At 40.2% G+C, this 19,625-nt stretch carries 15 protein-coding genes; 11 read left to right on the top strand and 4 right to left on the bottom strand.

Annotated elements, in window-relative coordinates; translation table 11 throughout:
• Positions 1–484 precede the first annotated feature (484 nt).
• The gene (yejK, locus tag ND6B_RS16345; RefSeq protein WP_033102700.1) at positions 485–1,501 is read right to left on the bottom strand and encodes a nucleoid-associated protein YejK; all 1,017 of its coding nucleotides are present in this window, start codon (positions 1,499–1,501) and stop codon (positions 485–487) included.
• 63 nt (positions 1,502–1,564) lie between these two features.
• On the opposite strand from yejK, the gene ND6B_RS16350 reads away from it, so the two are divergent.
• The 6 genes from ND6B_RS16350 (at position 1,565) to ND6B_RS16375 (ending at position 7,552) form a co-directional block, all read left to right on the top strand.
• On the top strand, positions 1,565–1,777 hold the full coding sequence (locus tag ND6B_RS16350) for a DUF1414 domain-containing protein (protein ID WP_008109847.1): 213 nt from the start codon (positions 1,565–1,567) through the stop codon (positions 1,775–1,777).
• Positions 1,778–1,782: 5 nt separating this feature from the next.
• On the top strand, positions 1,783–3,279 hold the full coding sequence (locus ND6B_RS16355) for a DUF3413 domain-containing protein (protein WP_033102699.1): 1,497 nt from the start codon (positions 1,783–1,785) through the stop codon (positions 3,277–3,279).
• A 145-nt stretch (positions 3,280–3,424) separates the two neighbouring features.
• Positions 3,425–3,907 (top strand): DUF4124 domain-containing protein, encoded by a 483-nt coding sequence (locus ND6B_RS16360; RefSeq protein WP_013464686.1) that lies wholly within the window; start codon positions 3,425–3,427, stop codon positions 3,905–3,907.
• Between the two features lie 355 nt (positions 3,908–4,262).
• The gene (gene aceK, locus ND6B_RS16365) at positions 4,263–5,981 is read left to right on the top strand and encodes a bifunctional isocitrate dehydrogenase kinase/phosphatase (protein ID WP_013464685.1); all 1,719 of its coding nucleotides are present in this window, start codon (positions 4,263–4,265) and stop codon (positions 5,979–5,981) included.
• Between the two features lie 16 nt (positions 5,982–5,997).
• Positions 5,998–6,936, top strand: a complete 939-nt coding sequence (locus ND6B_RS16370; protein ID WP_028835763.1) for a LysR family transcriptional regulator — start codon at positions 5,998–6,000, stop codon at positions 6,934–6,936.
• Between the two features lie 172 nt (positions 6,937–7,108).
• A complete protein-coding gene (locus ND6B_RS16375) occupies positions 7,109–7,552 on the top strand; it encodes a ferritin-like domain-containing protein (RefSeq protein ID WP_024601388.1) in 444 nt (147 codons plus the stop codon).
• A 65-nt stretch (positions 7,553–7,617) separates the two neighbouring features.
• On the opposite strand, the gene ND6B_RS16380 is transcribed toward ND6B_RS16375, so the two are convergent.
• From ND6B_RS16380 to ND6B_RS16390, 3 genes are read right to left on the bottom strand one after another with little or no spacing between them, the layout of a single operon-like run.
• On the bottom strand, positions 7,618–10,650 hold the full coding sequence (locus tag ND6B_RS16380; protein ID WP_033102698.1) for a TonB-dependent receptor plug domain-containing protein: 3,033 nt from the start codon (positions 10,648–10,650) through the stop codon (positions 7,618–7,620).
• A gap of 9 nt (positions 10,651–10,659) precedes the next feature.
• Complete coding sequence (locus tag ND6B_RS16385; protein WP_024601386.1) at positions 10,660–11,736, bottom strand: FecR family protein; 1,077 nt, start codon at positions 11,734–11,736, stop codon at positions 10,660–10,662.
• A complete protein-coding gene (locus ND6B_RS16390; RefSeq protein WP_013464680.1) occupies positions 11,733–12,290 on the bottom strand; it encodes an RNA polymerase sigma factor in 558 nt (185 codons plus the stop codon). The genes ND6B_RS16385 and ND6B_RS16390 overlap by 4 nt, the downstream gene beginning before the upstream one ends.
• Positions 12,291–12,590: 300 nt before the next feature.
• Here ND6B_RS16390 and ND6B_RS16395 point away from each other — a divergent pair, with 300 nt between their 5' ends.
• From ND6B_RS16395 to ND6B_RS16415, 5 genes are all read left to right on the top strand, one after another.
• Complete coding sequence (locus ND6B_RS16395) at positions 12,591–13,199, top strand: PilZ domain-containing protein (protein ID WP_024601385.1); 609 nt, start codon at positions 12,591–12,593, stop codon at positions 13,197–13,199.
• 114 nt (positions 13,200–13,313) lie between these two features.
• Positions 13,314–14,369 carry an agmatine deiminase family protein gene (locus ND6B_RS16400; protein WP_033102697.1) on the top strand — a complete coding sequence of 352 codons (1,056 nt, stop codon included), beginning with the start codon at positions 13,314–13,316 and terminating at the stop codon, positions 14,367–14,369.
• Positions 14,366–15,259 (top strand): carbon-nitrogen hydrolase, encoded by an 894-nt coding sequence (locus ND6B_RS16405; protein ID WP_033102696.1) that lies wholly within the window; start codon positions 14,366–14,368, stop codon positions 15,257–15,259. Before ND6B_RS16400 ends, ND6B_RS16405 begins: the two co-directional genes overlap by 4 nt.
• A 50-nt stretch (positions 15,260–15,309) precedes the next feature.
• Positions 15,310–18,783, top strand: coding sequence for a transcription-repair coupling factor (gene mfd, locus ND6B_RS16410; protein ID WP_033102695.1), 3,474 nt, complete (start codon positions 15,310–15,312; stop codon positions 18,781–18,783).
• Positions 18,783–19,619, top strand: coding sequence for a peptidoglycan binding protein CsiV (locus ND6B_RS16415; protein ID WP_033102694.1), 837 nt, complete (start codon positions 18,783–18,785; stop codon positions 19,617–19,619). The genes mfd and ND6B_RS16415 overlap by 1 nt, the downstream gene beginning before the upstream one ends.
• Positions 19,620–19,625: the final 6 nt, after the last annotated feature.

The following is a 19,625-nucleotide window of genomic DNA, read 5'->3' as shown; positions in this document are numbered from 1 at the left end:
CACGAGATCAAGCTCTATGTCTACCAGTTATCTGCTAATACCTGTTTTATCTTCTCATTTACTCCTCATTCTTTTCTCTCAGTGCAATTAGATATTTAAGAAAATTATTCACAAAGAGGGCTAAGAGACGCTGCGCTTTTAGAGGGTAAAGTTACAATCGAAAGTTAACGGGTTGCGGGGAGCGGGCTTCGAGCCTGATCCCTAACCCCTTAGCTCGCAACTTGCCGTAAGCATGACAATAAGATTTTAGTGATTTATTTACCACAGAGGGTAGAAGAAAAAAGAGGAAATGATTAAATACAAATGTTATGAAATTAAAAAGTACAGGGTATTGGTTTTGTTTTGTATTCTCGGTGCAGCGCGCAGCGCCTCGGTGTTCTCTGTGATTAAAAAACCAAAGATTAGAGTCAAAAAAGTTAGCGGGCTAAAAGGTGCGGATTACGAGCCTGATCCCGAAACCCGTAGCTCGCAGCCCGTTGTGAGTTTAATCTTGCTGTTGTTCCATAAATCGCTGTAGCTGATCTTTTAGGTTTGGTGGAATGCCCTTGATCACTAACGTATCAGTGGATTCATTATAAGTTACACGCTCGCCTAAATGCTTACGCTCAAAACTGATACTGACTCCCCCGCCTAAGCCTGAAAATTTAACCATGCTGGTTACCGTTTTTTTATCAACCGGGAATGACTCTTCTAAGTCATAGCTTTGCTCTTTACAAAAACTTTCAAACGGGTTGTCGTCGCCTTTGGTAAGCGTTGCTGAAAGTTCACTCACATTAGCGTCTTCACCCGTGGTAACACAGTCGTTACAGTAATCGAATACTTGCTTACGTAACTCGTCTTTTTCAGATTTATCAAACTCTTGCTCTGATAAGTAGTCTTCTACCGCATTGAGCATCACTTGACTTTGCTGCTTAGGATCAATGCCCTCTTCACAACCTAAAAAGTCTAAGAAAAAGTCAGCGACTTTACGCCCTGCACGACCTTTAATAAATGAAATATAACGATTGTCGTCTGCCTGGGTATCCCATGCGGTTAAGTCAATACGAGCAGCCAATTGCATACGCGAAATATCTAAATGACGCGATGCGGCTAAATCAAGCTCAGAGGTCATTGAGTAATGCTCTTTAATATTGATCATAGCAATCAACATATAATCAGTCGCCACGTACTGATAGTGACAAAATACTAAATATCCCGTTTCGTTAAAGGCGTATTTATCTAACTCTTCTTTTAATACCGTTGATGCTTGCTCGGTCATATGCCAAAAGCCAAACTCATTATTGCGATAGCTTTGCATGGTAGAGGCAACAATACTGTTTTTTTCGCCACTGAATGCACAGAACCCTTTACCTGGCTTGCCATTGTAGGCATGGTGTAATTGCTCAATGAATACAGCCACTTTATCGTTGATAGTCATTTCGTCGTTACGAAGGTGAATTTGAGTGTCGTCGTCTTTTTTGTCTACATAGTGAACGACTAATTTTTTAACATCTATTGCCATCTTTGTTTTTCACGCCTCTGGTGTTAAAATACGGGAATATAACTCTTTTTATTGAACCAACTGATGCCAATCTTATCAAAATACTCTAATGAAGAAGTAGAACAAATCGTCGATCAGCTTATTGATGTTTTATCAAAACATAATGCGCCGGTTGATTTAAGTCTTATGTGTTTAGGAAATTCTATCACGCATATCTTAAAAGAGCATGTACCAACAGGGAAAAGACAAGCCGTTACCGAGAACTTTGCAAAAGCACTCGCGCAGTCGGTTAAGTAAACTCTATGAATTTATCGCAGCACAACCAGTTTTCATCGAAAGCGAGTCAATTATTAAGTTGGGGTCATTGGTTTACATTTGCCAATATTGGCTTAGCGCTTTTAATTAGCTTAAGCTATTTATTTGCCGATTCGCCACCGACCACTTATATGGGTATAACCTATATGATGGTTACTTGGCTAAGCCACACTAGCTTTATTGCATTTTTAGCGTTTGTGCTGACGGTTTTCCCTTTGAGTTTAGTATTCCCCTACCCACGGCATATACGCGGTATGGCAGCAGTGATTGCAACTGTCGGGGCCTCAATACTGACTTTAGACGCTTACGTCTACTTTAACTTAGGTTATCACTTAAATGCCTCTGCACTGCCTGAAATTATTTCACTGTTGTGGCATCGTGTAACAAACTCACCCGCACTTACCACCTTGCTTGCAGGCAGCATAGTGTTAGCAATATTAGCGTTTCAATTGACTGTTAGTAATTTTACTTGGCATCATTTAGGGCGTTTAAAACAGTTTAAATTTGCCCGTTATGCTGGTTCATTTTTAGTGATTTGTTTTGCGCTAAGCCACAGCATTCATATTTGGGCTGATGCAAATTTAAAATTTGATATCACTAAACAAGATAATGTACTACCACTTTCGTACCCGACTACGGCAAAAAGCTTACTCGCTAAAAACGATTTGCTGGATGTTGAAAGCTACGAGCAAGCGCACAACGTTAAAATTAATAACCAAGGTATTAATTATCAAGCACCTGCTCCATTAGAAAAATGTGAAGATTACAGCGCAGCAAAAGTTGATATATTGGTGTTTGATAATGACGAGCAGCTAGCAAAATTTGTCGCCAGCCAACAAAGTATTTATAAAAACACGCAATTTTTACAACCCACCGATCATAGTGATATGTTATTTGGGCTTGTGTACGGCTTGCCAGCATTTTACAAAACGAACATTATTGAGCAGCAAACTTTACCCGTTTGGCAAAGCCAACGCCGTAGTGTGGAAGTGGCCGGTATTGATGAGCTGAGCTTTATTAACGAGCAAGTACACAAAGACAGTGCAATAAGAATTGTCAAAGGGGCTGAAAACGCCACTGTACGTGATGACGCTACTGAATTTTTTGCTTTTAGTATCTCGCAAAATAGCAATGAAATTGTAACCACGTCAACATTGTATAGCTCCGATAAATTTATTTCTAAGGTGAACGGTTTGATTCAGCCCAGCGATATTATCGCTACGAGCCTTGGCCAATACTTAAACTGTAATGCGATTGCGCAGCAAACTATGCTGGGCGAAAACTTGTACAGTAAAAGTAATAATATTGGGGTTAATTATTCGCAAGGCGTGGTGATTGCTTACAAAAAAGATAGAATCACGCTTATTGATCGTGATGGAAATTTTAGAAATATCTCTGCCGCTGAAGGGTTTTCAATTGAACAAGGGCTTGATATTCCATTCTTAGTGCATGGTATTAAAAAGCTTAAAACATTTTCTCAATAGCACCTCATAATACGAGCGAGTCATTAAAACTGACTCGCTTAGTTTCTGTTATTACTCCTTTGCACTTGCTATCCCCCCAAGCTAGGTTATAGTTTTTATCATTAAAAATTATTAACTCGATCAGAATATACAAAGGATAATCATTATGTTCAGCGTTATTAATCTGATCATTACTGTCTGTATTTTATGTTTTAGCTCTCTTGCATTAGCTCAAACCACCTATTTCAAGTGCGTCACTCCCAAAGGCACCACTTTCTCTCAATTTCCCTGTAGTGATAATGCTACCTCACACACAATAACCGCCACTGAGCCTAAGCAAACCGGTAAAGAAATAAACTATACCAAACAGTTAAACGAGCTGGAACGAGATACGATTATTTCCAACCTAGAAGCAGAGCTGCGCAGTAATCAGCATAAGTTAGCAATACTTTTACGAGAAAAAGACAGGGCTGATTTTAAACAACAGCAGCGTTTAAATCATATATTGAGCGCAGATGATAAAAAGCGTATTAGCAAAGATATTAGAAACACACAGAAAAAATTAGATAAGCAATATAAAAAAGATAAAGCATTGATTGAAAAGCGTATTAAAAAGTTACAAAAAAAGATTGATGCCTATCAACCTTAATCAGACTAACTTCAATAAATATCATCTTAATTAGCTTGGTTTTAAATATAAAATAACATACCCTTAACATCTATAGAGCATAAACTCTATTGTGTGTTTAGTGGTGTAATTTCCTTTGACCACCTTTTTCGGATTTAATACTAATACCAATTGCATTAAATTAGTGATCTATTATAGCGACAAAGAAATAAGTCGATAACAAGGCGAAAATTATGATATATAGTTGTTCTATATAAATAATTTTTAACGCAGCTAGCGGATTATTTAATACGCTAGAATGATCATGTTTTTAATAAAATTGGTATAACCACCGGCATTATCCTAAACACCTAAAGGCGTCTATTAAGGAGTACTGATGCAACCACGCCAAATTGCTGAATTAATTTTAACCGGTTTTAAAAAGCATTATTTGCTGTTTCAAAGAACAACAGCCAAGGCTCCCTACGCTTTTGCTAAAAGAGACTGGCAAGCCATTAATGATATAAGTCGCCTGCGTATAAGCTATTACGATGATCGGGTAAACGAAACAACAAAAACACTAAGAGAACGCCAGCAAACAGACGCGCTAAACGAGAGCTTATGGCTTGAAGTGAAAAAGCTTTACCAACACTTTTTATGTTTTCATCCGCAAGCAGAACTTGCTGAAACATTTTATAATTCAGTATTCTGCCGCCTGTACCACCGTCGCTATTTTCACAATGACTTTATTTTTGTAGAAGCCACGCTCAAAGATGCGCCTTCTGTGCCCGTTGAAGCTGAATACCGTAGTTATTTTCCTGTTGTAGATGGTTTAAAGCCCACCATTAAGCGCATTATTAATCACTTTGATTTTAAAGCCGACTTTGTCAATCTAGAACGCGATATTCGTTTATTAGTTAAAGCCTTTTATAAACAAGCACCCGATACACACCACCAACATTGGCAAATGCGTTTTGATATATTACATACCCCGTTTTATCGTAATAAAGCCGCTTACATTGTGGGGCGCGTTGTATCGCAAAGTGGCGTTCAGCCTTTTATTATTGCCGTGTTACACCATGAAGATAAAGGCCTTTATTTAGATGCCTTACTTACAAAGTCGTCGCAAATGCGCGTTATTTTTGGCTTTGCGCGTGCCTATTTTATGGTAGAAACTCATGCTCCTTCAGCGTTAGTGCGGTTTTTAAATCAACTTATGCCTAATAAAACCCTCGCAGAGCTTTACAACGCCATAGGCTTTCATAAACAAGGTAAAACCGAGTTTTATCGCGAGTTTTTGAATCATTTAACCCATTCTAATGACGAATTTACCATTGCTCCCGGTACACCGGGTATGGTGATGATGGTATTTACCCTACCCTCGTTTGGTTATGTATTTAAAGTTATTAAAGATAAATTTGGCGAAAGTAAGCCGTTTGGTCGCGATACGGTATTAAAACGCTATCAACTGGTTAAAAGTCATGACCGTGTTGGCCGAATGGCTGACACTATAGAGTATTCAAACGTCGTATTTCCTTTGGCACGATTTGATAGTAACTTGTTAGCGCAGTTGCACAAAACCATTGGCTCATCGATGGTGATTGAGGGTGACTGGTTAATCATAAAACATTTATACATTGAACGGCGAATGACACCGCTTAATTTGTTTTTAGAAAATGCAGACGAAAAAAGTGCCGCCGATGCTATTGAAGAGTATGGCCAGGCGCTTAAAGAAATGATTGCCGTGAATATTTTCCCTGGCGATATGCTGTTAAAGAACTTTGGTGTAAGTAAGCACAAACGTATTATTTTTTATGATTACGATGAAGTGCAATATTTAACAGACATGAACTTTAGAGCACTACCCAAAGCAAAAAGTTATGATGATTATTTGATGGATGAACAAAGTTACTCGGTTGCTCCGCAAGATGTATTTCCAGAGCAATTATGTACCTTTGTAATGCCTAACCCAACATATAAACAATTTTTAACCAGTACGCACCCAGAACTACTTGATGTGAGCTTTTGGAAACAAGCACAACAAAATATAAAAAATGGAAAGGTGAGTCATATTTATCCCTATCCTACAGCACAGCGTTTTATCCATTACTGGTAAACGTTAAGGACACACAATGAATATAAGTAAAATAGATTTAAATTTACTGGTTTACCTCGATACATTACTGCGCGAATGTAACGTTACTCGTGCTGCTAACCAGCTTAGTATTACTCAACCGGCAATGAGTAATGGACTTAAACGCCTACGTAACCTTTTTAACGATCCTATTTTAGTGCGTACCAGCGATGGTATGGTGCCGACCGAGCGCGCTATTGAGTTACAGCCTGTTATTCGCGGTATTTTGATGACGCTTGAAGAAACGCTAGCACCTAATCGCGAATTTGAAGCTAAACAAAGTAAACGCGTGTTTAGAATTATGGCCAGTGACTATGCAGCCAGTACCATGGCACCGCGTTTATTAGGGAAATTACATGAAGAAGCCCCAGACACCACATTAGATATTTTAACGCCCAGCGATGTAACTTTTCATGATGTAGAAAACGGTAAAGTAGACATGGCAATTAACCGCTTCGAGAACTTACCGCAATCGTTTCATCATAAGCGAATTTGGAAAGATAGCTTTTGCTGTTTAGTAAGATCCGACAACCCTATTATTGAAAACTTTAGCCTAGATAGCTATTTAAAAGCCCGTCATATTTGGGTAAGTAAAACAGGCTTTGGTGTTGGGGTTGGCATGGATCCAAAAGATGTGCAAAAGCTGGGTTGGGTTGACGAAGCGCTCGCACATTTTGGGAAGCATCGAAATATTGCCACGTTTACTCGTAACTACCATGTTGCGATTCATTTAGCGAAAGAAAAAAACCTCGTGGCGACTTTACCTTCAAAAGCGGCCAATATTTATGTAGACGATCCGGGGCTTAAAATACTTGAACCACCCTTTCCAATTCCACCATTTGAACTTGATATGATATGGAGCCCTTTGTTACACAGAGATGCTAGCCATATTTGGTTACGTCAAAAAGTGGCCGAAGTAGCTGAAGAGCTTAAATAACCTTCTTACATGCTTTTATGTAAATTTTGCTTGCTAGCAGCATGTTAGCAAGCTTACCTAGACCTCCCCATAATAATAAAACCATGAAAAACAATTAGTTAAAAAATAAAACCGCGTTGGAATGCCGCTTGCTTAGTTATCTACGTATTTTAAATTAACAGAGGTCATTATTATGAGCACCCATCAAGGACAAGAGATAAATCATATCACCGACATTATCCAAGTAATGAATAGCGGTATCGACTTTTACGAAAAAGCACAAGATAAAGTACAAGATCCTAGCGTAAGTGCATTATTTCAGCGCATGATCGACGCCCGCAAAGTAAGTGTTGAAAGCTTACAACCCTATGCAATTAATCAACAAGGTGCACGTGAAGATGGCTCTTCGTTCGCGGTAGAAGCACGCAGAGCATTTACCGCTTTACTCAGTACATTCACTAGCGATAACGACCAAACCTACATTAAAGAGCTTGAAGAAGTAGAAGATAAAACCTTAGAAGAAATCAAAACAGCGTTAAAAAAGCCTCAATCACATGATTGTGAAGCGGCGCTGTCAAAGGTATTGCTTACCATGCAAAGCTGTCATGCTGAAATGAGTAAAATGCAAAAACATTAAGTTTAAAAACTATAAAAGGGCCTTGCGGCCCTTTGGTTGTTAAATAACAATAGGAGAGTTATTAATTAAAAGCGGTATTCTGCACCTACGTAGTAGTAAGCACCGTTAAAACCAAATGGCGCTGAACGACGAGAGTACTTAAATACCCCATCACTGCTGACAATGGTATTACCTTGAGCATCTACAATAGTGCCTGAACGTGAATTACCTATGGTGTTTTCATCTGGATAAACATCAAATAAGTTATTTGCGCCAATATTTACCGATAAATTATCAGTTACAAAGTAATTAACTTTAATGTCAGTTAAAATTTCAGCACCGTAAGTCTGGCGGCCGCCATCTTCAACTGTATACTCACCAAAACGATTAAGTGATAAATTAACAGTCCAATCGTCACGGCGATAAAGCGCACTTAAGTTAATGCGATCTTCTGGTTGCCATTCTTCAATGATAGAAATTTCTTGATCAGAAAACACATCATCGACTGGCACGGTTTCAAGACCAGAACCTGCAGGTGTAAATAACGACACCACATCGGTTTCGGTAAAGTTGGCCGCTAATGTAAAATCAAGTGTGCCGCCTAGGCCTTCTGTATTCCATGTAGCCACAAAGTCGATACCTTGCGTTTCTGTGTCAGCCCCATTTAAGAAAAACTGTCCTGCACCAGCACCCGAGCTCAATAACGCGGCATCAAGACTGTTTGATAAACCTTTGCCTAAGCGATTACTAATTACAATACGGTCGTCAATATCGATTGAGTAGTAATCAAGCGTTACATTAATATTATCGCTTACATTATAAACAATACCTAAACTGCGGTTTTGAGATTTCTCTTCTGTTAACTTAGGAATACCTAAACTTTGCGCCAGTGTTGAATCGTTTCTAAACGTGCCCACTTCTTCAGCCACTAAATTGCCATTAGGACCAACAACAAACTGCGTGCTGATATTGTTAAAGTACAACTGCTGCATTGAAGGCGCTCTAAATCCTGAGCTTAATGCACCACGAAGTGAAATATCTTCGGTTAGTGACCAGTTACCCGCGAGTTTAAAGTTAACTGTATCGCCAAATCCTTTGTAATTATCGTAACGTAACGCCCCTGAGATAATCACATCCTCAATAACGTAAGCTTCAGCGTCTAAGTAAAACGAGATCACATCGCGCGACTCATCAACCGACGATGCTGGCGATGAACCACCAAAGCCTTGTGTGCCACCTGATGCATTTTCGCTACCAATACCACCGCTTAGTCCATCATAAATATTAACACCATTGTTGGTATCGTAATCGCGGTATGCGTATTCGCTGCCCTCTAAAATACGGTACTCATCGGTGCGTATTTCTGCGCCCATTGCTAATGAGTAATCATCAAAATTTTGAGTAAAATCAAGATTAATCGTTTGCAGTGATAACTCCATACCATACGCGTAACCTTCACGTGGAATAGTGGCGCGAATATCTGCAGCGCTTAAGCCTTGGTCGTAACGTAAGAAGTTGGCATAAGAGGCATTAATCGTATCGCTAGTGGTGTAATCAATGCTGTTTTCACCATAGGTGTACGATAAGTCTAAGCTTGAGTCGTTATCAAACTGCGTTTTATAACCAAAGTTATATGAAATATCGTCAATCGTAGTGTTTATTTTTGGTAAAAAGCCAGCCGGAACTGTCGCATCACCATCTTGTAATACTGGGTTACCACCGGCATTGGCATTATGACGGAAAAATGCTGCTGATTCGTTATCACGCGTTGAATAGGTAATAAAACCGTATAGTTCACCCGCTCCTAATTCGTAGCCGGTGTTAACCGTTAAACCAAATTGTTGAGAGTCGGCATCGCCAATTCTAAATGTATCGCGTGGCGCGGTTAGTTCACGCGGGTCGCCTGCCAGTAACGTGCCGTCACTGAGCTCAGTACAACCATAAAATTGACATGAACCATGAAGCCCTGCACGGTTAGTTGGTGCGCGGTCACGGTAGTTTATAGTTGTATTTAAATAACCATTGTCACCTAAAGCAAAGCCTTTATTAAAGTCGATGTTAACAGTTTCGCCATCACCTTCTGAATACTCACCGTAGTTAATAGCGGCTTTACCACCTTCGCTGCCATCTTTGAGCACAATATTTATAACACCGGCAATTGCATCAGAACCATATTGAGCCGCAGCGCCATCACGCAGTACTTCAATACGTTTAATTGCTGAGGCTGGAATAGCGTTCATATCGGTACCCGCCGTACCACGCCCCACCGAAGTATTAATGTGAATAATACTGGCTTGGTGACGACGCTTACCATTGATCAATACCAACGTTTGATCTGGCCCTAGGCCACGTAGCGTTGCTGGTCTTAATGCGTCAGTACCATCACTGATAGATGAACTTGAAAAGTTAAAAGAAGGTGCAATAGCTTGAAGCATGCGGCCAACTTCTGTTTGGCCGGTATTTTCGAGTGCTTCTGCACTTAAAATATCAACGGGGACAGGTAAGTCTTCAACTGAGCGCCCTGCCACACGACTACCTACAATAGCAATTTTTTCGATGTTTTGTTCTGCGCTTTGTTCAGCGGCATTGATTCCTTGTGAATTAACTGCAAGTAAAGCAGGTAATACAGCTGCACTAACTCCTGAAAGCTTCATCATGTTGTTATCTTTCCTATTGATTTGTTTGAGTTTAATACTCAGTAAACCATTTTGATCAACAACCGCATCGAGCTGTGTCTCAGCCAGTAATGCTTTTAGTGCATCAAGTTGAGAATAAAATCCATACAACGAATTTGCTTCGTATTGCTTGGCAAGTTCATACGAAAAAACCACAGTTTGTTCTGTTTGCTTAGCAAATTCTATTAAGGCTTTGTCTGCTCGTTGCGCTTTTATATCAAATTGCATCATTTGCCCCTCGGTTTGACTTGCATACACACTGATACTTAAAAACAGCGGTGCAACAAGGCCAAATTGAGTTAAATGGCACGTATGGTTACTGCGCAACTTATATAAACAGTTAGCAAACAAAAATCCTCTATAGTTTTTTATCATTTTTTTAATCTTTAAATTACTTTTTACACCCTTATGAGCAACATTGATTAGCAATGGTGTGATTTTCATTACGATTACCTATGATTTTTTTTGATATTTTAGGCTAACAACATGCTCGCCTAAACGTTCATGTTCAATCGAAAAATTATTTTGTAAGCTCTCTAACAGCCCTGCCACATCACCCGCTTTAAAAACACCGGCCACTTTTATACGGGCTAACTCATCAGATGATAGTTCAAACCGCGTAGCGGTATAACGGCTGACTTCGTTTAAGGCATCAACCAGTTGCTCACCATTAAATATCAACATGCCATTTTGCCAAGCTAAGTCACGCTGTACATCATCAACCGATAACTGTGTGATTGGTTTGGTAACGCTTTGTTCAATAATGGCTTTTTCACCGGAAATCACAATATTGGCATTAATTTGACGAATTTCATGATTGTTATTATCAGCTTGTTGATACGCTTTAAAATCATCAGCATTAACAGCAACGCTAGGATCGGTGATCATCACTTTACCCTCAGTAACAACCAGCTCGAGATCTGACGAAGTATTGCGCTGCACATTAAATACAGTGCCGAGAGCGGTAAAGCTTTTATCACCGGCCATCACGCTGAATGGGCGTGATGCATCTTTAGCAACATTAAAACGGCCCTCGCCACGACTTAGTAACAATTGCCTACGGCCTTGGCTATAAGCGACTTCCAATGAGCTATTGGTATTAAGTTGTACAATTGTGCCATCTGGTAAAACATAGGTTGCTTGCTCGCCAACTTTTGTTTTATAAATTTTTGTATAATTTACCTTGGCTAAATTTTTGTTGAAATTGCTATCTATATTTAGCAATAAATAGCTGCACATCATTAATGCAGCAACAATACTTGCTGCCATGCCAAATACATACGCAGGCTTTGTTTTGCTATTAGCCGGTTGTTTATTTGGAAATAATACGCTGAGTTCGTTAAGTACACTCAGGTCATCCCAAAGCTGAGCTAATTCATACACCGCATTTTGATGAGCAGTACTTTGTAGCATCCACAGTTTAAATTGTTCTTGCTCTTCTTTTGTTAAGCCACGGTCAATAGCACTGATCCATTGCGATGCTTTTTCTAATATTAATTCTTTTGAGGTAAATTGATGGATGTTATTCATTTTGCTGCCCTCATTATGTCCGCACTTTGTTGGCAATGGTCGCTCTCATCGTGTGACTGTTCGCGCATATATAGCATGGTATTTAATAACCCTTTGGCAATATGTTTTTCTACCGTACTTTGACTTAGCTGCATTTGCTGTGCGATCTCTTTTTGGCTCATTCCATAGACTTTTTTTAAAATAAAGCACTTTCTTACAACAGGACTTAATTGCTCAGTCGCCCGACAAAATAATAAAAAACGCTCTTTAGAGGTGTATTCGTCTTCTAATTGCATTGATTTAAGCAATTTGGGGAGTTCAGTTTCGTGATTTAAAGGGGTGCTAAATTTATTATCCCATTTAGCTATATGATTAAGTGCTAGGTGTTTAGCTGTTTTTAACATGTAACTACGGGTGTATTGAATATCTTGCTTTAATTCGGCTTCATAACTTTTAACAAAGGTTTCTTGAACAATATCATCAACATCGTCAGGCAACACAATTTTAGACACGAAACGCCGCAGTTGCGTGGATATGTCTGAGAATGTACTGGCTAATTTAAGTCCTCGAGCCACGTGGGTAGTCCCTTGTTATTATTATTACCGTAAGATTACGAGTTTTAGGGCTAATTACAAGGAGTTTTGTTAATTATTGGTTATTTATTAGTTGCTAACATACATAGTGCAATGTAAACGTATTACCTTTTAAAACTTTTTTAATCATTATGCCTGTTTGGTAAATATTGAAAGTTAGCGCAATTTTAGTTGATTTGGCTTTTTATAATGAGGGCAAACAGATATTTAGCTTAATTTTATTGGCGTGTTGTGTAGTAATTTAGTAGTCGCAACGCTACTATTAACGGATAGGAGTTACATATGAATAATCAAAAATTATCAGATTTTGAGCTTTATTTTCAAATTGATGAAAGTAATCGCGTCAATCTGTTTGCCGTAGATGATTCGGCTGTGCCAAAAAGCTTAGCTGAACTTGAGGCTGATATTCCGCCTTTATTTAAACTTGCTAACGAAGTAAGCAGTTTAGAGCAAAGCGCCTTAGGCCCTTTGCGTAACTTAGGTGATATTGCCCAAGAACTAACTACTTTTTTACAAGCTCAGTCGCGCAAAATAGATTTGATCATGAGTCATATTTTAGCCTCTGAACAACCAGAAGATAACTCTATCTATTGCGACAGTTACGGCGGTGGCGGCATTAAGTTTACCAGTGAACATTTGTATACATTAGGGCAAAAGTTTCGTACTAAACTTTTTTTACAACACGAGGCCTCTGCGGTGTATTGCTATAGCGAAGTGGTTGCCATTGAAAAACAAGATAATGAGCACTACCAATATACTCTGTTATTTGTATCAATAAGAGACAGCGACCAAGAGCTGGTTGTAAGAGCCAGCTTACATGCGCAAACTCGCCAGCTTAAAAAGCGCCAGCAACTTGAAAAAGCCAAAGAGAGTACAAACGATAAAAGCTAGCGTTTATTTACTTCTCAAATCGCTTTAAAATTGTGAGCCAAACGCTCATTTAGAAGTGACTTAGCAGTAATTGAACTGCTAAACTAGCCCCATCTTTATTTGTATTAAAAATCCATGAACTTTAGACTTTTACCTGAATGGGCCGAGCAAGACGCTGTTATGCTTACATGGCCGCATAAAGACACAGATTGGGCTGATAATTTAGCCCGTGTAGAACCTGTATATATTGAGCTTGCTAAGCATATAACAACGCAGCAAAAGCTTGTGATTGTGGCGCATAATAGCGCCTTAAAAATGCATATTACAGCATTGCTAAATAGCGCTAACATCCCTTTGAATCGTGTTCATTTTGTAGTAACCCCTACCAACGATACGTGGGCTCGCGATCATGGCCCGCTTACTTGTAGCGCTATTGACTCACCTGAGCAACTAAAAGTATATGATTTTACTTTCAATGGTTGGGGCAATAAATTTGAAAGCGCATTAGATAATCAAATTAATCGTACTTTGGTAAAAGAGTTAAGTAGCAAAAAAAACCACTATCAAGCGCTCGATATGGTACTTGAAGGTGGCGGTATTGAAATAAACGAGCATGGTGTGTTGCTAACAACCAGCGAATGTTTGCTTAATAAAAACCGTAATCCAAATTTAAACCCAAGTGACATAGAAGCGCTTTTAAAAGCGCACTTGGGCGCAACAGATTTTTTATGGGTTGATCATGGCTATTTAGCGGGTGACGACACGGACAGCCACATTGATACCTTAGTGCGCTTTGCACCAAATAATACCCTTGTGTATGTGCAATGTGACGATAAAAGCGATGAGCACTTCAGCGCGCTTAATGCCATGCAAAAGCAACTACAAAGCTTTAAAACTGCCAATCGCACCCCATATAAGCTAATTGAGTTGCCATGGCCAAAAGCCGTGTACGATGATGAAAACACGCGCTTACCCGCAACCTATGCAAATTACTTAATTATTAACAATGCGGTATTAGTGCCTACTTATAACGATGTAAACGACCAACGCGCCTTAGCACAGGTTCAAAAAGCATACCCAGATCACACAATTATTGGGGTAAATTGTTTACCTATTATTGAGCAATTTGGCAGTCTTCACTGCATTACAATGCAATTACCTCGTGGATTTTTAGCTGGAGCAGCACAATGACAAGCCCTGCAAATTTATCAGTTGCCTTAGTGCAACAAAGCAACAGTGACAACGTTGAACACAATATTGAAAAATCAATTGCTGGCATTCGCGATGCAGCCAGTCAAGGTGCACAACTTGTTGTGCTACAAGAGTTACACCGTAGTTTATACTTTTGCCAAACCGAAGATGTCGACGTCTTTGACTTAGCCGAAACAATACCTGGGCCGAGTAGTAATACGTTAGGTGAACTTGCTAAAGAGCTTGGTATTGTGATTGTGGCGTCTTTATTTGAAAAGCGCGCTACAGGCCTTTACCACAATACCGCAGTGGTGCTCGAAAAAGACGGCAGTATTGCCGGTAAATACCGTAAAATGCATATACCGGATGACCCTGGCTTTTATGAAAAGTTTTACTTTACCCCAGGCGACTTAGGCTTTGAGCCTATTCAAACCTCAGTGGGCAAACTTGGCGTACTGGTGTGTTGGGATCAGTGGTTTCCTGAAGCGGCGCGTTTAATGGCGATGGCAGGTGCAGAGCTTTTAATTTATCCAACAGCCATTGGCTGGGATCCACGCGATGATAAAGACGAGCAAACCCGTCAAAAAGATGCTTGGGTTATTAGCCAACGAGCCCATGCGGTAGCCAATGGCGTTCCGGTGATTAGCTGTAATCGTGTTGGTCTTGAGCGCGACCCGAGTGGACAAAGTGACGGCATTCAATTTTGGGGTAACTCGTTTATTGCAGGTCCCCAAGGCGAAATATTGGCAGAGGCCGATAATCAAAGTGAACAAATATTAATGGTTGAACTTGATCAAAAACGCAGCGAGAACGTAAGACGTATCTGGCCGTATTTACGCGACCGCAGAATTGATCATTATCAAGATTTAACAAAAATCTATCGCGACTAAATAATAGTATGGCTCTTAGCAGCTAAGAGCCTAATTTAATGGAGTAATTAATGGCGTTTGAGCAATGGGCAGCCTTGCCTTGGGTAAAATCTCAAAAAGATAAAATTCAATGGGGCGAGCTTTTAGGCAGTGGCTTGAGCATTGCCATTGCACAAGGTGTAAAACAACAAGATAACTTAGTGTTAATAGTTACGCCAGATACACCAAGTGCTTTGCGCCTTGAAACCGAATTAGAGTATTTGCTTCCTGATAATCCGGTAATGATATTTCCGGATTGGGAGACATTGCCTTATGATCATTTCTCTCCCCATCAAGATATTATTTCAGCGCGCTTAGCAACGCTTAATACCCTGAAAAACGAGCAACAAAGCGTGCTCATTATGCCTGTATCAACGCTGATGCTGCGCACGGCCCCAGCTTCGTTTATATACGGTTCAACGCTTAATTTTAAAGTGGGCGATAGATTAGACACCCACGCTTTGCGTGAAAACTTAGAGCAAGCGGGTTACATGCACGTGCAACAAGTTATGGAGCATGGCGAATATGCAATACGTGGCTCTATTGTTGATTTATATCCGATGGGCAGTAAACACCCATTTAGGCTCGATTTTTTTGATGACGAGCTTGATACCATTCGCTTATTTGATGTGGAAACACAACGCTCAGATGAAAAAGTTGAAAAAATTGAGTTACTTCCTGCCCATGAATTCCCCACTAACGACACGGATATTGAACGCTTTAGAATAAACTATCGTGAAAAGTTTGGCGCAAGCGCAGAGCAAGACTCTGTTTATATGCAAGTAAGTAAAGGTAATTGGCCTGGAGGTATTGAATACTACATGCCATTATTTTTTGATGGCTTGGCGACTATTTTTGACTATTTGCCAGAATCAACGACCGTGATGCAATTAGGCGATTTAGAACATGCGGCGGATAACTTTTGGCACGATGTTAATGTACGCTATGAAAACCGCCGTGTGGACCCCTTGCGCCCACTTTTACCGCCGGATGAATTGTATCAGCCTATCAATGAGCTATTTTCAAACCTGGGCAATTATGGCCGTATTCGTTTATCACAAGCAAAATTAGGTACTAAAGCGGGCAATAAAAACCTTGCCGTTAATGAATTACCCAATGTCCGCATTGATCATAAACAACATGAACCTTACAACGCATTCATTAACTATGTGGCAGAGCAAAAAAAGAAAAAAGGCCGAGTTGTCATTAGTGTTGAGTCGGATGGTCGACGTGAATCATTACTGAGTATATTAAAACCCAGCGGCTTAAAATTCAAAGAGTTTGATACTTTTGAGCAATTTACCAACAGCAGTAGTGACGTTGGTTTAATTGTAAGCCCACTTGAACAAAGTGTCGTGCTTAGCACAAAACCTAGCCTGAGCATTATTACTGAGCAAGAATTGCTTGGAATTAAAGTATCACAACGCAGACGCCGTAAGCACAGGTATGAAGCAAGCCAAGATGCGCTAATTCGTAACTTAGCAGAGTTAAAAGAAGGCCAACCGGTTGTGCACCTTGACCATGGTGTTGGCCGTTATCAAGGACTGCAAACAATTGATGCTGCCGGTGTGGTTACTGAATTTGTAACCATTATTTATGCCGGTGAAGCAAAGCTCTATGTGCCGGTATCAGCGCTTCATATGCTTAGCCGTTACTCTGGCGGTGAAGAAGCCAGTGCCCCACTGCATAAGCTCGGCTCTGATGCGTGGGATAAGGCAAAAAAACGCGCCGCTGAAAAAGTACGCGATGTCGCTGCTGAATTGCTCGATATCTACGCTCAGCGCCAAGCAAAGCCGGGTAATAAATTTACGCTGGATGGCCAAGCTTATCGTCAATTTAGTGATAGCTTCCCGTTTGAAGAAACGGATGATCAACGTAACGCTATTGAAGCTGTACTGGGTGATATGCAATCAAAACAAGCCATGGATCGCTTAGTCTGTGGTGATGTAGGCTTTGGTAAAACCGAAGTAGCAATGCGTGCAGCGTTTGTTGCGGTTAACGATAATAAGCAGGTGGCTATTTTAGTCCCTACCACCCTACTTGCTCAACAACACTACGATAACTTTAAAGACCGCTTTGCTGATTTTCCAATTGAAGTGGGTGTATTGTCTCGGTTTAACTCAACTAAAGAGCAAAAAGAAACCCTTGAAAAAATGAGTAATGGCAAGCTTGATGTGGTTATTGGCACGCACAAACTAATTCAACAAGACATCAATTTTAAAGACTTAGGCCTGTTAATTGTTGATGAAGAACACCGATTTGGGGTGCGCCAAAAAGAAAAAATTAAAGCCCTGAGAGCTGATGTTGACATACTCACCCTGACCGCAACCCCTATCCCCCGTACTTTAAACATGGCCATGAGTGGTATGCGCGATTTATCTATTATTGCTACCCCACCGGCTAAACGCTTAGCCGTTAAAACTTTTGTGCGCCAACGCGACGAAGAGCTTATTCGCGAAGCGGTACTGCGTGAAATTAAACGCGGCGGCCAGGTGTACTTTTTACACAACAATGTAGAAACCATTGAGCGTGTTGCTCAAGAAATTAGCGAATGGGTGCCTGAGGCAACAGTTACCTCAGCCCACGGGCAAATGCGAGAGCAAGAGCTTGAGCAGATCATGACCGATTTTTATCACCAAAAATACAATGTACTGGTATGTACTACGATTATTGAAACCGGCATTGATGTACCCACAGCAAATACCATTATTATGGACAGAGCCGATAAACTCGGTCTTGCTCAGCTGCATCAATTACGCGGACGTGTTGGTAGAAGTCATCACCAAGCCTATGCTTATTTACTCACAGGTAACCCTAAAGCGCTCTCTAAAGATGCGAAAAAGCGTTTAGATGCCATTGCCTCATTAGAAGATTTAGGCGCAGGCTTTGCCTTAGCAACCCACGATTTAGAAATTCGTGGTGCCGGTGAGCTATTAGGAGACGATCAATCTGGACAAATGCAAACCATTGGCTTTAATTTATACATGGAAATGCTTGAACAGGCTGTTAACGCGCTTAAAAATGGTCAAGAGCCAACCCTTGAAAATCTATTACAAAAACAAACCGAAGTTGATTTAAAGCTACCTGCCTTGTTACCTGATGATTATATTCATGATGTTAACGCGCGTTTAGGTATGTACAAGCGTGTAGCAAGTTGTGCTAACCTTGCTGATATTGATGAACTGCAAGTAGAATTGATAGACCGCTTTGGTTTATTACCTGATGCAGCTAAAAACCTATTTAGTTTACAACAACTAAAAATGCAGGCGAGCAATTTGGGCATAACCAAAATAGAAGCTAACCCGAAAGGAGGCTACTTTGAGTTTAGTCAAAATACCAAGGTTAATCCTAGCTTCATTATTGGTTTGATACAAAGTGCGCCACACATTTATAAAATGGATGGCGCAAATAAATTACGCTTTGCCATTAGCGAGGCGAATGCCCGTGAACGCTTAAAAATGATCACTGCTATGATTGCAGATTTCGAAAAAAAGGTTAGCCATTAATGTTGCTGAAAAAATCGCTGGTTATTTTATGCTGCTTATTTAGCAGTACTGCATTTGCAGAGCGCTGGTTTGAAGTAGAGGTGTTAATATTTAAACAGCACCCTGCTCCTTACTTACAAGAAGACTTTAGCTTAAAGCATGACGCCATTGAAGATAAAAACACCTTAGATTTATTGGCCTCTGCTTATAAAAACCAAGCAATGGACGCGTGTATAAACGGTGACCCACGCTTTCAAACACGTACATTTGCTGACACTTTGGTTAATTCAAACCCACAGTCTGCAGCGTGTAATGACAGCATTGATTATGTAAAAAGTTACGATGTGCTGCCAGTAACCCCTCAAGCACCAGTACAAGATACGATGGAGCAAACTTACCTGCTCGCTCCTGAACAACTGCAGTTTGAACAACAACGCCAAGCTTTAGACCGCAAAGGACTCACCCCTATATTACATACCGGCTGGCGGTTTGAAGGCGCAAGTAAATCACGCTCCCCTAGTATGCACTTATTTGCAGGCAACCAATTAAAAAACAATATGAACACCGGTTTTAGTTACGCCAATTCCGACTTTATTAGCTTACTTGATACTCCTGAGCCATTGTTTAATGAAGCACAGTCTCCGACCATGAAATGGGAGTTAGATGGCTTATTGAAAATACATTTACGCCATTATTTATACATTAATGCGGATTTCGATATTAGTGAAAAGCAAGATAATGGTGAGCTAGAATCAGCCCGTTTTTCACAATTTAGACGCGTTTTCAGCGAAGATATTCATTACTTTGATCATCCTCGTATGGGTATGATTGTACAAATTCGAAAATTTAACCATTAACAGTAG

The organism is Pseudoalteromonas sp. ND6B (genome assembly GCF_000764215.1).
GTDB lineage: Bacteria > Pseudomonadota > Gammaproteobacteria > Enterobacterales > Alteromonadaceae > Pseudoalteromonas > Pseudoalteromonas tetraodonis.
The sequence above is the reverse complement of the archived record's forward strand: the minus strand, read 5'-3'. Positions and strand labels throughout refer to the sequence as shown.

Coding starts and splice junctions, on each gene's coding strand:
- ND6B_RS16405 (WP_033102696.1), top strand. CDS start 14,366: ATGACAAGCCCTGCAAATTTATCAGTTGCCTTAGTGCAACAAAGCAAC.
- ND6B_RS16360 (WP_013464686.1), top strand. CDS start 3,425: ATGTTCAGCGTTATTAATCTGATCATTACTGTCTGTATTTTATGTTTT.
- ND6B_RS16370 (WP_028835763.1), top strand. CDS start 5,998: ATGAATATAAGTAAAATAGATTTAAATTTACTGGTTTACCTCGATACA.
- ND6B_RS16400 (WP_033102697.1), top strand. CDS start 13,314: ATGAACTTTAGACTTTTACCTGAATGGGCCGAGCAAGACGCTGTTATG.
- aceK (WP_013464685.1), top strand. CDS start 4,263: ATGCAACCACGCCAAATTGCTGAATTAATTTTAACCGGTTTTAAAAAG.
- mfd (WP_033102695.1), top strand. CDS start 15,310: ATGGCGTTTGAGCAATGGGCAGCCTTGCCTTGGGTAAAATCTCAAAAA.
- ND6B_RS16355 (WP_033102699.1), top strand. CDS start 1,783: ATGAATTTATCGCAGCACAACCAGTTTTCATCGAAAGCGAGTCAATTA.
- ND6B_RS16415 (WP_033102694.1), top strand. CDS start 18,783: ATGTTGCTGAAAAAATCGCTGGTTATTTTATGCTGCTTATTTAGCAGT.
- ND6B_RS16395 (WP_024601385.1), top strand. CDS start 12,591: ATGAATAATCAAAAATTATCAGATTTTGAGCTTTATTTTCAAATTGAT.
- ND6B_RS16385 (WP_024601386.1), bottom strand. CDS start 11,736: ATGAATAACATCCATCAATTTACCTCAAAAGAATTAATATTAGAAAAA.
- ND6B_RS16350 (WP_008109847.1), top strand. CDS start 1,565: ATGCCAATCTTATCAAAATACTCTAATGAAGAAGTAGAACAAATCGTC.
- yejK (WP_033102700.1), bottom strand. CDS start 1,501: ATGGCAATAGATGTTAAAAAATTAGTCGTTCACTATGTAGACAAAAAA.
- ND6B_RS16375 (WP_024601388.1), top strand. CDS start 7,109: ATGAGCACCCATCAAGGACAAGAGATAAATCATATCACCGACATTATC.
- ND6B_RS16380 (WP_033102698.1), bottom strand. CDS start 10,650: ATGAAAATCACACCATTGCTAATCAATGTTGCTCATAAGGGTGTAAAA.